The sequence below is a fragment of the Neptuniibacter sp. QD48_11 genome, assembly GCF_047778095.1.
Lineage (GTDB): Bacteria > Pseudomonadota > Gammaproteobacteria > Pseudomonadales > Balneatricaceae > Neptuniibacter.
In genome coordinates this window covers 2,815,850-2,830,636 of record NZ_CP180551.1, presented here as the reverse complement: position 1 = coordinate 2,830,636, position 14,787 = coordinate 2,815,850, and the positions used below count along the sequence as shown (strand labels likewise).

14 protein-coding genes are annotated in these 14,787 nt (G+C 44.9%); 10 read left to right on the top strand and 4 right to left on the bottom strand.

All coding sequences use genetic code 11. The annotated features are described in order from the left end of the window. Positions 1–66: 66 nt before the first annotated feature. Positions 67–1,878, bottom strand: a complete 1,812-nt coding sequence (typA, locus tag ACMXYU_RS13185) for a translational GTPase TypA (RefSeq protein WP_415899043.1) — start codon at positions 1,876–1,878, stop codon at positions 67–69. Positions 1,879–2,324: 446 nt separating this feature from the next. Between typA and glnA the strand changes: the two genes are divergently transcribed. The 6 genes from glnA to ACMXYU_RS13155 all read left to right on the top strand — a co-directional run bounded on the left by glnA (position 2,325) and on the right by ACMXYU_RS13155 (position 8,383). Continuing rightward, a complete protein-coding gene (gene glnA / locus ACMXYU_RS13180) occupies positions 2,325–3,731 on the top strand; it encodes a glutamate--ammonia ligase (RefSeq protein ID WP_415899042.1) in 1,407 nt (468 codons plus the stop codon). A 252-nt stretch (positions 3,732–3,983) separates the two neighbouring features. Continuing rightward, positions 3,984–5,066, top strand: a complete 1,083-nt coding sequence (gene glnL, locus ACMXYU_RS13175; RefSeq protein WP_415899041.1) for a nitrogen regulation protein NR(II) — start codon at positions 3,984–3,986, stop codon at positions 5,064–5,066. After that, positions 5,050–6,483 carry a nitrogen regulation protein NR(I) gene (glnG, locus tag ACMXYU_RS13170; protein WP_415899040.1) on the top strand — a complete coding sequence of 478 codons (1,434 nt, stop codon included), beginning with the start codon at positions 5,050–5,052 and terminating at the stop codon, positions 6,481–6,483. The genes glnL and glnG overlap by 17 nt, the downstream gene beginning before the upstream one ends. Before the next feature lie 78 nt (positions 6,484–6,561). Next, entirely contained in the window at positions 6,562–7,032 is a 471-nt protein-coding gene (trmL, locus tag ACMXYU_RS13165; protein ID WP_415899039.1) for a tRNA (uridine(34)/cytosine(34)/5-carboxymethylaminomethyluridine(34)-2'-O)-methyltransferase TrmL, read from the top strand. A 66-nt stretch (positions 7,033–7,098) separates the two neighbouring features. Further along, the gene (locus tag ACMXYU_RS13160) at positions 7,099–7,449 is read left to right on the top strand and encodes a hypothetical protein (protein WP_415899038.1); all 351 of its coding nucleotides are present in this window, start codon (positions 7,099–7,101) and stop codon (positions 7,447–7,449) included. Positions 7,450–7,546: 97 nt separating this feature from the next. After that, the gene (locus tag ACMXYU_RS13155; protein ID WP_415899037.1) at positions 7,547–8,383 is read left to right on the top strand and encodes a M14 family zinc carboxypeptidase; all 837 of its coding nucleotides are present in this window, start codon (positions 7,547–7,549) and stop codon (positions 8,381–8,383) included. Positions 8,384–8,447: 64 nt separating this feature from the next. Here ACMXYU_RS13155 and secB read toward each other — a convergent pair whose 3' ends face one another. Genes secB through ACMXYU_RS13140 form a run of 3 tightly spaced genes read right to left on the bottom strand, consistent with a single transcriptional unit; the run spans position 8,448 to position 9,641 of the window. Continuing rightward, positions 8,448–8,939, bottom strand: coding sequence for a protein-export chaperone SecB (secB, locus tag ACMXYU_RS13150; RefSeq protein WP_415882196.1), 492 nt, complete (start codon positions 8,937–8,939; stop codon positions 8,448–8,450). 22 nt (positions 8,940–8,961) lie between these two features. Further along, complete coding sequence (gene grxC, locus ACMXYU_RS13145; RefSeq protein WP_415899036.1) at positions 8,962–9,219, bottom strand: glutaredoxin 3; 258 nt, start codon at positions 9,217–9,219, stop codon at positions 8,962–8,964. An 8-nt stretch (positions 9,220–9,227) separates the two neighbouring features. Then, positions 9,228–9,641, bottom strand: a complete 414-nt coding sequence (locus ACMXYU_RS13140; protein ID WP_415882194.1) for a rhodanese-like domain-containing protein — start codon at positions 9,639–9,641, stop codon at positions 9,228–9,230. Positions 9,642–9,868: 227 nt separating this feature from the next. Between ACMXYU_RS13140 and gpmI the strand changes: the two genes are divergently transcribed. The 4 genes from gpmI (at position 9,869) to ACMXYU_RS13120 (ending at position 14,786) form a co-directional block, all read left to right on the top strand. Then, positions 9,869–11,419 (top strand): 2,3-bisphosphoglycerate-independent phosphoglycerate mutase, encoded by a 1,551-nt coding sequence (gene gpmI / locus ACMXYU_RS13135; protein WP_415899035.1) that lies wholly within the window; start codon positions 9,869–9,871, stop codon positions 11,417–11,419. Between the two features lie 197 nt (positions 11,420–11,616). Beyond that, on the top strand, positions 11,617–12,618 hold the full coding sequence (locus ACMXYU_RS13130) for a murein hydrolase activator EnvC family protein (protein ID WP_415899034.1): 1,002 nt from the start codon (positions 11,617–11,619) through the stop codon (positions 12,616–12,618). A 19-nt stretch (positions 12,619–12,637) separates the two neighbouring features. Beyond that, complete coding sequence (locus ACMXYU_RS13125; protein WP_415899033.1) at positions 12,638–13,939, top strand: S41 family peptidase; 1,302 nt, start codon at positions 12,638–12,640, stop codon at positions 13,937–13,939. Position 13,940: 1 nt separating this feature from the next. Further along, positions 13,941–14,786 carry a divergent polysaccharide deacetylase family protein gene (locus ACMXYU_RS13120; RefSeq protein WP_415899032.1) on the top strand — a complete coding sequence of 282 codons (846 nt, stop codon included), beginning with the start codon at positions 13,941–13,943 and terminating at the stop codon, positions 14,784–14,786. The last annotated feature ends 1 nt before the right edge of the window (position 14,787 follow it).

Below are 14,787 nucleotides of genomic sequence, written 5' to 3'. Positions count from 1 at the left end.
AGAGCTACGGTATTAGAAAATAAAAAAGGCAGCTCAAGGCTGCCTTTTTAAGATAGAGATAATCTCTTATTTGTTCTTCGCGCGTTTACGTTCGTTCTCTTTAAGAAGCTTCTTACGTAGACGGATGAAGTTAGGTGTAACTTCTACCAATTCATCATCTTCGATGAAATCTAGCGCTTGCTCCAGTGTGAATTTCACAGGAGGTGTTAGCTGGATGTTTTCATCAGAACCAGAAGCACGAACGTTAGTTAGCTGCTTACCTTTAGTTGGGTTTACAGCTAGGTCATTATTACGACTGTGGATGCCTAGTAGCATACCTTCGTAAACTTCAACGTTTGGTTCGATGCATAGACGACCACGGTCTTGTAGGTTCCATAGTGCGTAACCAAGAGCTTTACCTGTAACCATGGATACAAGAACACCATTGATACGGCTAACAACTTCACCTTCTTTAACTGGACCATAGTGGTCGAAGATAGAAGTCATGATGCCTGTACCTGAAGTCATTGTCAGGAACAGAGAACGGAAGCCGATAAGGCCGCGAGATGGGATCATGAACGTTAGACGTACACGGCCTTTGCCGTCTACTTCCATGTTTGTCATGTCACCTTTACGCTTGCCTAGTTCTTCAATAACAGAACCTTGGTGCTCGTCTTCAACGTCGATCATAACCATTTCGTATGGTTCGTGGATTTCACCATCGACTTCTTTCTGAATTACTTCTGGACGAGATACACCTAGCTCGAAGCCTTCACGGCGCATTGTTTCAATCAATACAGAAAGGTGAAGTTCACCACGACCGGATACTTTGAATTTCTCTGGTGTCTCACCATCTTCTACGCGAAGGGCAACGTTGTGGATAAGTTCACGCTCTAGGCGCTCTTTGATGTTACGACTAGTTACAAACTTACCATCCTGACCTGCGAACGGAGAGTCGTTAACCTGGAACGTCATTGATACTGTCGGCTCATCTACACTTAGTGCTGGAAGAGCTTCAACTTTATCAGGGTCGCAGATAGTGTCAGAGATGTTTAAAGCGTCAATACCAGTAACACAGATAATGTCACCTGCAGTTGCGCTTTCTACTTCTACACGCTCTAGGCCGTGATAACCCATGATCTTCAGGATGCGGCCGCTACGAACAGCACCTTCACGATCAATAACTTTTACTTGCGTATTCGTGTTGATAGTACCGCGAGTAACTCGGCCAACACCGATAACGCCAAGGTAGCTGTTGTAGTCCAGTGCAGATACTTGCATCTGTAGTGGGCCATCAACGTCTACTTTTGGTGGATCTACATGCTCAACGATCGCTTCGAAAAGTGGTGTCATATCCTCAGACATATCGTCTGGCTCTAGACCTGCAATACCGTTTAGTGCAGATGCGTAAACAATTGGGAAGTCTAGTTGCTCATCAGTAGCACCTAGGCTATCGAATAGATCAAATACTTGATCGATAACCCAATCTGGACGTGCGCCAGGGCGGTCAATCTTGTTGATTACAACGATTGGACGTAGTCCTTGGTCAAATGCTTTCTGAGTTACGAAGCGTGTTTGTGGCATTGGACCATCAACAGCGTCAACTAGTAGGCATACACAGTCAACCATAGACAGTACGCGCTCTACTTCACCACCGAAGTCGGCGTGCCCAGGAGTGTCCACAATGTTGATGCGGTAGTCGTTCCATTTGATAGCAGTGTTTTTTGCCAAAATGGTAATGCCGCGCTCTTTCTCCTGGTCGTTGGAGTCCATGATGCGCTCAGTGCCTTCATCACGACGGCCTAGTGTGCCGGATTGTGCAAGCAGCTTATCAACCAGGGTTGTTTTACCGTGGTCAACGTGCGCGATGATAGCGATGTTTCTTAGCTTTTCGATCACGTGTGTATACCTGTGAGATATTTTTGCGAATGCGGAATTATACGTGTTTATAGATAAATTACTGCATATTTCTTAATCAAATCGACAGAGTTTTTGTTTTTCTTATTTCTATCTACATAAGTGGATTGATCTGAGTAGGAATTAAGTTAAAAACAGACACATTATAGGTGGGCGTTTTGAATAAGGTTGGAGTATATTATAGGCCCATAACGGTGCATAAAAATTGATTCAATGAAAATCGCACTATTATGGTGCATTAAAGTTGCTTGTGTTCGATTTTGGTGCGGTGCTTTTGGTGCATTTATGCTGCAAGTGCCTCTAAATGTGGAGGAATGCTGGATTTTCTGTTCTGGCACGCTTGTTGCTTTGTCCTAAGCCGATAATTAATTCTGATTTCTTTAGGCTGGCGATGTTCAGCCTGGTAATTACTAAGTGGAGAAAGTCTCATGTCAGAGAAGACTCTGAATCTGATCAAAGAAAGCAATGCTAAGTGGCTTGACCTGCGTTTCACCGATTCTCACGGTAAAGAGCAGCACGTAACTATCCCAGTTTCCGACATGGGCGATGACTTCTTTGAAGAAGGTAAAATGTTCGATGGTTCATCCATCTCCGGTTGGAAAGGTATCAACGATTCAGACATGATTTTGATGCCGGACGACAGCGCTTCTCTACTGGATCCATTCTCTGAAGCTACTACTGTAATCGTTCGTTGTAACATTGTTGAGCCAGCTACTGGTCAAGGTTACGAGCGTGACCCACGTTCTGTAGCTAAGCGTGCAGAAGAGTACCTTAAGTCTACAGGTATTGCTGACACAGCTATGTTTGGTCCTGAGCCAGAGTTCTTCGTATTTGACGAAGTTAAGTGGCACGCAGACATCTCTGGCTGCGGTTATGAAATCGCTTCTGAAGAAGCGTCTTGGGCGTCTAGCCACAAGATCGAAGGTGGTAACACTGGTCACCGTCCACGTGTTAAAGGCGGTTACTTCCCAGTTCCACCAATTGATTCTCTTCACGACCTACGTGGCGCTATGTGTGACGCGATGGAAGCGATGGATCTTGAGATTGAAGTACACCACCACGAAGTAGCAACTGCTGGTCAGTGTGAAATCGGTGTTGGTGCGAACACTTTGACTGCTAAAGCGGACGAAGTTCAGGTTCTTAAGTACTGTGTACACAACGTTGCGCACGCTTACGGCAAAACAGCTACATTCATGCCTAAGCCACTAGTTGGTGACAACGGTTCTGGTATGCACGTTCACATGTCTCTATCTAAAGACGGTGTTAACCTGTTTGCTGGTGATGCATACGCGGGCATGTCTGAAACTGCTCTTTACTACATCGGTGGTATCATCAAGCACGCTAAAGCGCTTAACGCTTTGACTAACTCTTCTACTAACGCTTACAAGCGTCTAGTACCAGGTTTCGAAGCTCCAGTTATGCTTGCTTACTCTGCACGTAACCGTTCTGCTTCAATCCGTATCCCATACGTGACTAGCCCTAAAGCTCGTCGTGTAGAAGCGCGTTTCCCAGATCCATCTGCGAACCCATACCTATGTTTCTCTGCATTGATGATGGCTGGTCTTGACGGTATCAAGAACAAGATCCACCCTGGCGATGCTGCAGATAAAGACCTTTACGATCTACCAGCTGAAGAAGCTGCTGAGATCCCACAGGTTGCTTCATCTCTAGAAGAAGCTCTAAACGCTCTTGAAGAAGATCGTGACTTCTTGACTCAAGGTGGCGTATTCACTGACGACATGCTTGATGCATTCATCGCGCTTAAGCGTGAAGAAGTTGAGAAAGTGAACATGACTACTCACCCAGTTGAATTTGACCTGTACTACTCTGTATAAGTCTTAGCTCTTCTGGAAAAAGCCTCCCTTGTGGAGGCTTTTTTGTTTTTAAATCTTACCCTTATGCACTTATTTAGTGACGATTAAAATCTTAATTATATTTATGCACTAAAATGGTGCGCTATCATTTTTAAGCAGCTACACTCAATATTATAATAGTCAGTAATGGTGCTGCCTGAGAGCAATTTAGGGCAGTGGTAAAACTTGGTTTGCTTTTTGCACAAGTAAACTTAAGTAAAAGAGTGTAGGTCGATGCCAGTAATAGATTTTCATAAACAGATAATAGAAAACCTTTCTACAGCGGTGGTTCTGCTGGATGGCAACCTTGATGTGGAATATGCCAATCCTGCAGCTGAGATGCTGTTAGAGGCGAGTTTGCGTCGTTTGTCTCAAGTGTCTGTGGCGGAGTGGTTCTCACCAGAGGAACATGGCATTGAAGACCTGCGTGCTTGTATTGAGACGGGTCATCCTTACACGCGCCGTGAAGCTAAATTGGTGACTCAAAGTGGCAGTGTACTAACGGTGGATTATTCGATTAATCCTTTGTTCTGGTTGAGTGGTCGACAGCTCCTGATTGAGATAGAAGCGAGAGACCGTTTGATGAGAATCGAGCGTGAAGAAGACCTTCTAACTCAGCATGATACTGCCAGATCCCTAGTCCGTGGCATGGCACATGAAATTAAGAATCCTTTGGGTGGAATTCGTGGTGCCGCACAATTGCTAGAACGAGAGCTGTCAGATCCTGCGCTACATGATTATACCCGAGTAATCATTGAAGAGGCTGACCGCTTAAGGAACTTGGTTGATCGTCTGTTGGGGCCGCGTAAGTTACCTAAGCTTGAAGACGTTAATATCCACGCCATACTCGAACGTGTTTGCCAGCTTATTGAGGCTGAAACTAAGGGTTCTGTAACCCTATTGCGAGATTACGATCCTAGTATCCCTGAGTTTACAGGTGATGCAGAGCAGCTTATCCAAGCGATATTAAATATCCTGCGTAACAGTATGCAAGCGATGCAGGGTGCAGGAACTGTTGAGCCAACCATTCAGATTAAAACACGGGCTTTCCGTCAAATTACATTGGGCGCTGAAAAACACCGTTTGGTATGTAGCGTCGAAATTGTAGATAACGGCCCAGGTATCCCAGAAGAGATACTTAGTAAGATTTTCTACCCTATGGTAAGCGGGCGTGCAGAAGGAACCGGCCTTGGCTTGTCGATTGCGCAATCGATCATCAATCAGCATCAAGGATTGATTGAGTGCGAAACTCAGCCAGGGGAAACTAAATTTCAACTATTCATACCTTTGGAGATAAGTCATGAACCTGTCAGGTAAAATCTGGATTGTCGATGATGATCGTTCAATTCGTTGGGTGCTTGAAAAAGCGATGGCAGTAGAAGGGCTTCAAACCGAAGTTTTTGATAGTGCAGATGCTTTATTGGCTCAACTAGAGCGTGAAGTGCCTGATGCCATTATTAGTGATATTCGCATGCCGGGCACAGATGGACTGCAGTTGCTGGAGAAAATTCAAGAAACTCATCCACAAGTTCCGATCATTATTATGACGGCGCACTCCGATTTAGACTCTGCAGTTGCGTCTTATCAGGGTGGTGCATTTGAGTATTTACCAAAACCGTTTGATGTAGATGATGCTGTTGCTCTAACCAAACGCGCTTTGGCACATGCGATTGAGCAACGAGAGCAGGTAGCTGAGCAAGCTGCTGAAGAAGGTACAGAGATTATTGGCGAAGCGCCCGCTATGCAGGAAGTTTTCCGTGCAATTGGTCGATTATCTCAATCCAATATCACGGTTCTTATTAATGGTGAGTCGGGGACGGGTAAAGAGCTTGTCGCGCACGCGCTGCATAAGCATAGCCCGCGTAGAGATAGGCCTTTCATTCCTCTGAATATGGCAGCGATCCCTCATGATCTGATTGAATCAGAATTGTTTGGTCATGAGAAAGGTGCCTTTACGGGTGCGGCTGCGGCCCGTCGTGGTCGATTTGAGCAAGCCGATGGCGGTACGCTTTTTCTAGATGAAATTGGTGATATGCCTGCTGATGCTCAAACACGTTTGTTGAGGGTGTTGGCCGATAGTGAATTCTATCGTGTTGGCGGCCATACCGCTGTGAAGGTTGATGTTCGTATTATCGCGGCTACCCATCAGGATTTAGAAAAGTTGGTAGCTGAAGGTCGCTTCCGCGAAGATTTATTCCATCGTCTTAACGTCATTCGTGTTCATCTACCCAAGTTAGCTGAACGACGTGAAGATATTCCGCGTTTAGCGCGCCATTTCCTCAACATGGCTGCTGAAGAATTAGAAGTGGAGCCAAAAGTACTTGCTACTGACACTGAAAGTTACATGTGTAATTTGGCTTGGCAGGGTAACGTAAGGCAGTTGGAAAATACTTGTCGCTGGTTGACGGTAATGGCGACCGGGCGAGAAGTGTTGATCGATGATTTACCGCCAGAGCTTATGCAGAGTAGTGAATCAGAGACTGCTGTAGCAGGAGATTGGGAGCTGTCTTTGCGCAATTGGGCTGATCAGCAGTTGGGGCTTGGTCATCGAAATCTATTAGACACCGCAGTGCCTGCTTTTGAAAAAATTATGATTGAGACCGCACTCAAACATACCGCAGGACGTCGACGTGATGCTGCAGAGCTTCTAGGTTGGGGACGTAATACTCTAACGCGGAAAATCAAAGAGTTGGGCATGGATGAAGATAAAGGTGAAGATCAGGAAGTTGCCTAAGTTATTCTTCTTCAGTAATAACCACGTTTTTTGATTTCATATATAATCCCTGCAGCTTTTAACCTGCGGGGATTTTTTATGCTTCACGTTGTCCTATTCGAACCTGAAATACCGCCAAATACAGGCAATATTATTCGGCTTTGTGCCAATACAGGTTTCCATCTTCATCTTGTTGAGCCTCTGGGCTTTGACTTTGATGATAAACGGTTACGTCGTGCAGGTTTGGATTATCATGAGTTTGCTGCAGTTAAAATTCACCCTGATTTAGACACCTGTCTGGCTGAAATAGAACCTAGAAAGGTTTGGGCGTTAACCACAAAAGGTAAAACTTGCTACACCAAAGCTGATTACCAAGCGGGCGATGTTTTGTTGTTGGGGCCAGAAACTCGAGGTTTGCCGGTTGAGGTGAGAGAGAGTTTCCCTAGCGAACAGTGGTTGCGAATGCCGATGAAAGAGGCGAGTCGTAGTATGAACCTTTCTAATGCTAGCGCTGTTGTTGTTTATGAAGCATGGCGTCAACTGGGGTTTGACGGCGCTATCGATAGTTAGTTTTAAAAGCGGTTCTACGTATAGATACTTAAATGTTGCTATAACGACTATAGTGAAAGGAACTACATGATGGTCAGTAATTCTATGCAGCACGCTTTCATTGTGACAAAGATTGAAGCTTATTTAACCGAGCGGGCGGGCGAGGTTTTTAAACTGCATGTCACCGATTATAGAGAGCGTGAAGTATGGCTGTTAGGTCGACTTGATCAGCAAGTAAATATCCAAACGCTTAAGAACCAACAGCTTCCGGTAGTTCTGATCTCTGATCAATTAGAGTCTGGCAGTGAAGGTCAATTTCTTATTCCAGCAAGCTCGCTTGTAAGTATTGTGCCGTTGCCAGCGGCTTCATTGCAGCAAGTCCTTGAATTAGGTCGTGCCGATGAAATACTGCAAAGCCTTTCCTTAAAATCATGCTAGAATGCGCTTTTGATTAATATGTGTACAGTTGAAAGCTTTGTTCGGTAAGTATATGTGGAAAAAATATAGCTCCCTTTTTCTTGGGAGTTTTTTAGTTTTGATCTCTTCTTTTACTCATGGAGTGAGTCATCCGGAAGAGGTGACGAGTGTCTGTAAACAGGTTGGTAAAAAACTAGCCAGTGTTTCGGTTAATGAATGTTTAAGTAATCCTTATCTTCCTCCTCGTTTTTATTCAGTCCAAGGCCGTGCAATTTTAGAGGCGCACTTTCAGGCTTCAGAAGAGAATAAAGATGCGCCAAGGGTGCTATTTATAGGTGGTATCCATGGTGATGAGTACTCCAGTGTTAGCGTAACCTTTAAATGGCTGAATACCTTACGTAAACATCATAGTGGTGCTTACGATTGGTATTTCTTGCCGGTTGTGAATCCGGATGGTCTATTGCAGCGTAAATCTAGCCGAGTGAATGCTAATAAGGTTGATCTGAATCGAAACTTTACCCCAGCGCCAGAATTTCCTGAGCCTTTAGCTCATTGGCAAAAAAGTGCGAAAAAGCGTTTGCGTTATTTCCCTGGGCACGCGCCTTTAAGTGAGCCTGAAAGTCGTGTTATCCACAATTTGATTGATGAATACAAGCCGACGGTGATTGTCTCTGTACATGCACCGCACGGAATTTTGGACTTTGACGGTGGTATTCAACCGCCGCGTAAACTTGGACCGTTGCACCTACGTCAGTTAGGGACATACCCGGGTTCTTTAGGCAACTATGGCTGGTTTGTTAAGAATATACCTGTGGTGACCATTGAGCTTCCATACGCTGGAATCATGCCGCCGAAAAAGGATATTGATAAGATGTGGACAGACTTGGTCGGTTGGTTGAAGTATAAATCGAAACGTAACCGCAGTGAGTTAGCTGCATCTGAATCATCCAAATAAATAGATTCAAAAACAAAAAAAAACGGAGCGCAAAGCTCCGTTTTTTTATGCGATAGCGTATAGCTTAGTGCTGAGCTTCGCCTTGTGCTGCTTCTTGCTGAGCTTGAGCCATCTGCTGAGCATATAGTGCATCAAAGTTTACTGGCGCAAGCATTAGTGCTGGGAAGCTAGCTTTAACAACCATTGCGTCAATTGCTTCACGTGCATATGGGAATAGGATGCTTGGGCAGAATGCACCTAGTGTGTGGTGCATCTCTTGCTCACCTAGACCTGCGATAGAGAAAATACCTGCTTGTTGCAGTTCAACTAGGAATGCGGTTTTGTCTTCGTTTTTAACAGTAACCGTTAGCGTTAGAGTTACTTCAAAAGCGTTGTCGCCTAGCTGAGCAGTTTGAGTGTTCATCTCTAGGCCAACTTCTGGCTGCCAAGGGCTCATGAAAATTTCAGGAGCGTTTGGAGATTCAAAAGAGGCATCTTTAATGTATACGCGTTGTACCGCAAACTGAGGTCCCTGCTGTTCTTCTTGGGACGCTGTGTTCTGATCGTTCTCAGCCATGATTTATCCTTATTTTTAAAAATTAGTTTGCACTAAGTAGGGTGTCGAGTTTGCCTTGACGTTCAAGGGCAAACATATCATCGCAACCGCCAATAGGTGTTTCGCCGATAAAAATTTGCGGCACTGTGTGGCCTCCGCTGAGTTCTGTCATCTCACGACGTTTTTCAGGATCGCCGTCGACTTTAATCTCAGTGTAAGGAACGCTCTTATGATCCAACAGCATTTTTGCTCGGATACAGAACGGGCACCACGCGGTTGTATAGATGGTAACTTCTTTCATTGCGATTATTACTTAACAATCGGAAGGCTTTGGCCTTTCCATTCGGTCATGCCGCCAGATAGGCGCACTGCATTTTCAAAGCCTTCAGCCTTAAGTTTGCGAGTAGCAGCACTCGCTGCCTGACCTAAATTACATACAACGATAATCGGGCGTTGTTTGTACTTGGTTAGCTCGTCCATACGACGATCTAAATCAGAAAGAGGGATGTGCTTTGCATTGGTGATATGACCTGTTGCCCACTCTTTTTTAGGGCGGATATCAACGATGATTGCGTCTTCTTTGTTGATTAGGTTTGTTGCTTGCGCCGGAGTAACGGCTTTGCCTGCTTTACTACGTTCATAAAGAACGAACATCACTAGAGTTAAAAGCCAAGCACCAACCAAGAATGGGTGGTTGCCGATAAATTCGATAAATTGATCCATTTCTAATCCAAATAAGGCCTTACTTGAAGACCATTAAAAACTGTTGATCGACGATTGAGGAGCAATAGTATACCTCGCGATTTTTGACGGTATAAGGGGAAGATACGGTGAAAATGATTATTTAGTGGCAATTATTCTGCTTCGGGCCTTCAATCGTTAGCCTTAAAGGGGCTTTCCAAGTAAAATTGGCGGCAATTTTATAACCGTTGCAACAGAATCCTACAGATATGACACAAACGCGCGCGACAAAAGCTTTGATCATCCTTGATGGTTACGGTGTAGAAAGTTCAGAATCTTCAGCAATTCAGGCAGCTAATACCCCAGTTTGGGATGCACTACTTGCTGATAATCCAAATGCTCGAATCGAAACTTCAGGTATGGCTGTTGGCTTGCCGGATGGACAGATGGGTAACTCAGAAGTTGGCCATATGAACATTGGTGCAGGGCGCACGGTTTATCAAAACTTCACGCGTATCTCCAAAGCGATCGAAGATGGTGACTTCTTCGATAACGAGACGTTAGTGAATGCGATGGATGCCGCCATTTCGCAAGACAAAGCGGTTCACATTTTGGGCTTGTTGTCTCCAGGTGGCGTTCACAGCCATGAAGAGCATATCTTTGCGCTGTTAGAGATGGCTGTTAAGCGTGGTGCGAAAAAGCTTTATGTTCATGCCATTCTTGATGGTCGTGATATGCCGCCACGCTCTGCAGAACCGTCGATTCAACGTACGGAAGAGAAGTTAGCCGAACTCGGTGTGGGTTCCATTGCTTCTGTCGCGGGCCGTTATTTTACAATGGATCGTGATAACCGTTGGGATCGCGTGCAGAACGGTTACGATGCAATGACTATTGGTCAAGCGCCTTGCAAAGCTGAATCTGCTATTCAAGCGCTGAATGAAGCTTATGCACGTGATGAGAACGACGAATTTGTTCAAGCAACCGTAATTACGGATGCTTCTGGCGAAGCGAAAGGTCTAGTAACTGACGGTGATGCGCTAATCTGTGCCAACTTCCGTCCTGACCGTGCTCGTGAAATTACTCGCGCATTTACTGAAGGTAGCAGCTTTGACGGTTTTACACGTGAAAAAGCTCCAGAGCTAGCTGCATATGTAATGATGACTCAGTATGCGTCTGATATTGATGCTGCCTGCGCTTATCCTCCGCAAGCTATTCGAAATGATCTAGGTGAATACCTATCTGGTTTGGGCAAAACCCAATTACGTATCGCTGAAACTGAAAAATATGCTCATGTGACTTTCTTCTTCAATGGCGGTCAGGAAGAGGTATACGAAGGTGAAGATCGTATTTTGGTTCCTTCTCCAGATGTTGCTACTTATGACTTGCAGCCTGAAATGAGTGCGCCGGAAGTGACTGAAAAGTTAGTTGGAGCGATTAGGAGTGGTAAATATGACCTGATCGTTTGTAACTATGCGAACGGTGATATGGTCGGCCATACCGGTAAATTTGATGCGGCTGTTAAAGCTTGTGAAGTTGTTGATGATAGCGTTAAGCAGGTTCTAGAAGCGCTACGAGAAGTCGGTGGTGAAGCATTGATCACAGCTGATCACGGCAATGTTGAGTTGATGGTTAACCCAGAAACAGGCCAGCCTCATACATCTCACACAATCTGGCCAGTGGCGTTGATTTACGATGGCCCACGTGCAGAAAATATCAAGCTAGAAGACGGTGCGCTGTGTGATTTAGCACCAACCCTGCTGTCCTTGATGGACATTGAAGTGCCTGCTGAAATGACAGGCAGATCTTTAGCATCCTTCTAAAGAGGCTTTAAAAAGGGATAACTCGTTTATCCCTTTTTATTTTGTGCAGAAAAATTATGGTGCGATCTTTACCTGCCTTTATTTTCATACTGTTTAGCTTGCTTGCGTCATCTGTGGTGCTAGCAGAGGACAAACAAGCATTAACTGAAAAGCAGATAAAGCAGCTCAATTCACGTATAGCTTCCTTGCAAAAAAACATGCGTTCGCAAGAGGGCGAATCTCGTGAATTGAGTAAAGAACTCCGTGACAGTGAAGTCAAAATTGGCAAGTTAGCCCGTCAGATCCAATCACTGGATAAGCAATTGAGTGGTCTTGGCTCTCACGCTGATTCCCTTGAAAAGAAGCGAGATGCTTTAAAAGTCGAGCTTAAGAAACGTTCTGAACTAATCGCTAAACAGATAGCCCAGCAATATAAAATGGGCAACCAAGCGCGCCTACAGCTACTGCTTACTCAGCGAGATCCTGAAACTTTAGATCGAGCTATTCGCTATTATGACTTCGTAAATGAAGAGTTGCGCCAGGACCTAATTCTTTTCAAAACCAAACTGGCGGATCTTTCCGGAACTGAATTAGAGTTAACCGATACCGAGCAAAAAATGGTCCTCAAGCGCGAAGAATTACGTAAAGAGGTCACTGCTCTGAGGGCCTCTCAAGCGAAGCGAAAAGATACCCTTGCTCGGCTAACAAAAGCCCTCTCCACAGACAAAAAGAAACTTAAACAGCTCAAGCTGGACCAAAAGCGTTTGCGTGCGGTGCTGACTGAAATTGAGAAAAGTTTAAACTTCGCCACTCTTGTTAAAGACGATAAAACCTTTAAACAATTAAAAGGTAAGCTGTCTTGGCCGTTAAAAGGTAAGGTAAAGCAGAATTATGGTACTGTCAGAAATAATATCCGCTATGATGGAATCTGGATTCAGGCGTCAGAAGCTCAGCCTGTAAAAGCGGTTCATCATGGGCGAGTAGTATTTTCAGATTGGCTTAGAGGTTATGGTTTAGTATTGATTATTGATCATGGCTCCGGTTATCTGAGTTTGTATGGTTATAATCAAAGCTTGTTATTAGAAACAGGCGACTGGGTAGCCGCGGGTGATACTATCGCAACGGCAGGGCAGAGTGGGGGCCGTACTCAAACAGGTCTTTATTTTGCGGTTCGTTATAAAGGTAAGCCGAGCAATCCAAAAAGCTGGTTGAAGCGCTAACATTATTAGGGAAGAAATTATGAAGTCAGTTTTATGTTCGGGCGGGTTCAAACGTACCTTGCTTGGTATGGTTGTTATTTCGCTTGTCTCTTTCCCACTTCACGCAGCTGATCCGAAGCCTGCAGATACACCTGCTGTTACAGAAGAAAAAGTATTACCTCTAGATGAACTTCGATTATTCACCGAAGTGTTCCAGCGTATTAAATCCTCTTATGTTGAGCCTGTGGATGATGCACGTCTGCTTGAAGATGCTCTGCGAGGCATGATTGCAGGGTTAGATCCTCATTCTGCGTATTTAGAACCCGATGAGTTTGAGAGTCTGCAAGCCAATACCAGTGGTGAATTTGGTGGTTTAGGCATCGAAGTAGGCTCCGAAGATGGCTTTATTCGTGTTATCACACCAATTGATGATACGCCCGCTCAGCGTGCCGGGGTTAAAGCGGGAGACTTGATTACTAAGCTGGATGATACACCGGTACAAGGCATGCCGCTGAGCGAAGCTGTAGAGCTGATGCGTGGTAAGCCTGGCAGTAAGCTCATTCTAACGATTGTGCGTGAAGGCGAAGAAAAGCCGTTAGAAATTGAAGTGGTACGAGACATTATTCAAGTAGCGAGTGTTAAGAGTCGCATGTTGGATGAGGGTTTCGGCTACTTGCGTGTATCCCAATTCCAAGTGGATTCAGGCAAAGAAGTTAACAAACACCTTAAGCGTTTGATGAAAAATGAGCTGAAAGGTGTGGTGTTGGATCTGCGTAATAACCCGGGTGGTGTGTTACAGGCCGCTGTGGATATCAGCGATACCTTCTTAAAGGATGGATTGATCGTATATACCAAAGGTCGTTTAGCTGAATCTGAACAGCGCTTTAGCGCGACTAGCGATACTTTACTGCCAGAGCTTCCACTTGTTGTCTTGATCAATGGAGGTTCGGCATCGGCTTCAGAGATCGTCGCAGGCGCGCTTCAAGATCAAGAACGTGCAGTTATTATGGGAGTCGATAGTTTTGGTAAGGGTTCGGTTCAAACGGTTCTGCCTTTAACAAAAGAGCGTGCACTGAAAATTACTACGGCTAGATACTACACCCCTAATGGTCGTTCTATTCAGGCGCAAGGCATCAAACCAGATATCGAGGTTAATGATGCTGAGTTAACCCTACGCGAAGGCGGCCCTGAATATTTGAAAGAAAAAGATCTAAGTGGCCATCTTGAAAATGGTGAGAAAAAGGCTGCAGAAGAAGCGAAAAAAGATAACCTTGCAGCGAGAGATTATCAGCTATACGAAGCTTTAAACTTGCTAAAAGCTTTGGCGATTGTGCGTAAGTGATATGCTACTTTTTAGACGGATTTGCTCAGCGGTCATTACTCTAGGTGCTTTAGTTAGCCCTAGCTATGCCGACCCAGTATTCACAGATAACCAGCCGGTGATGGCAATTGTTATTGATGATATTGGTGATAACCGTAAAAAAGGCTTGGCTGCTATTAACCTTCCTGGTGCGATTACCTATGCATTTCTGCCTCACACGCCACACTCCTATGATTTGGCGGAAATCGCATACAAGCAGGGAAAAGAGGTTATATTGCATGCGCCAATGCAAAATAAAGCGGGACTTCGTCTAGGGCCTGGCGCGTTAACTGAGCAGTTGTCTAGACAAGAGATTCAGCAGGTATTGCATAATAGTCTGGATTCGATTCCCCATGTGGTTGGAATGAACAATCATATGGGGAGCCTTTTGACTGAAAACCGTCAAAAGATGAAAGAGATTATGGTTGTGGCAAAGCAGCGTAATATCTTCTTTATCGATAGTGTGACGACAGGCCGTAGTGTGGCTTGGAAGGTGGCGCATGAGCACCAGATTCCCTATCTAGTTAGGGATGTTTTTTTAGATAATAAGCAGAATTGGAATTATATCCACAACCAGTTCAAACAAGCTTTAAGTTTAGCTGTGACTCAGGGGCATGCTGTTGTAATAGGGCACCCTTATCCGGCAACTGTTGAGTATTTATCTGAAGCGCTGCCTATTCTTGAGCAGCTTGGCATTCGTTTAGTGTCGGCGTCTGAGTTGCTTAATATTCGATCTCGTACTCAGTTGCTAATGGCTCAACCGAAAGTGGAGCCTTGCGATCGTAGTGAAGGGCACTGCCAGGCTTTACCGGTAGCGATTAAACATTAAG

Coding starts and splice junctions, on each gene's coding strand:
- ACMXYU_RS13160 (WP_415899038.1), top strand. CDS start 7,099: ATGATGGTCAGTAATTCTATGCAGCACGCTTTCATTGTGACAAAGATT.
- secB (WP_415882196.1), bottom strand. CDS start 8,939: ATGGCTGAGAACGATCAGAACACAGCGTCCCAAGAAGAACAGCAGGGA.
- gpmI (WP_415899035.1), top strand. CDS start 9,869: ATGACACAAACGCGCGCGACAAAAGCTTTGATCATCCTTGATGGTTAC.
- glnA (WP_415899042.1), top strand. CDS start 2,325: ATGTCAGAGAAGACTCTGAATCTGATCAAAGAAAGCAATGCTAAGTGG.
- ACMXYU_RS13140 (WP_415882194.1), bottom strand. CDS start 9,641: ATGGATCAATTTATCGAATTTATCGGCAACCACCCATTCTTGGTTGGT.
- grxC (WP_415899036.1), bottom strand. CDS start 9,219: ATGAAAGAAGTTACCATCTATACAACCGCGTGGTGCCCGTTCTGTATC.
- glnL (WP_415899041.1), top strand. CDS start 3,984: ATGCCAGTAATAGATTTTCATAAACAGATAATAGAAAACCTTTCTACA.
- ACMXYU_RS13125 (WP_415899033.1), top strand. CDS start 12,638: ATGAAGTCAGTTTTATGTTCGGGCGGGTTCAAACGTACCTTGCTTGGT.
- glnG (WP_415899040.1), top strand. CDS start 5,050: ATGAACCTGTCAGGTAAAATCTGGATTGTCGATGATGATCGTTCAATT.
- ACMXYU_RS13130 (WP_415899034.1), top strand. CDS start 11,617: ATGCGTTCGCAAGAGGGCGAATCTCGTGAATTGAGTAAAGAACTCCGT.
- ACMXYU_RS13120 (WP_415899032.1), top strand. CDS start 13,941: ATGCTACTTTTTAGACGGATTTGCTCAGCGGTCATTACTCTAGGTGCT.
- trmL (WP_415899039.1), top strand. CDS start 6,562: ATGCTTCACGTTGTCCTATTCGAACCTGAAATACCGCCAAATACAGGC.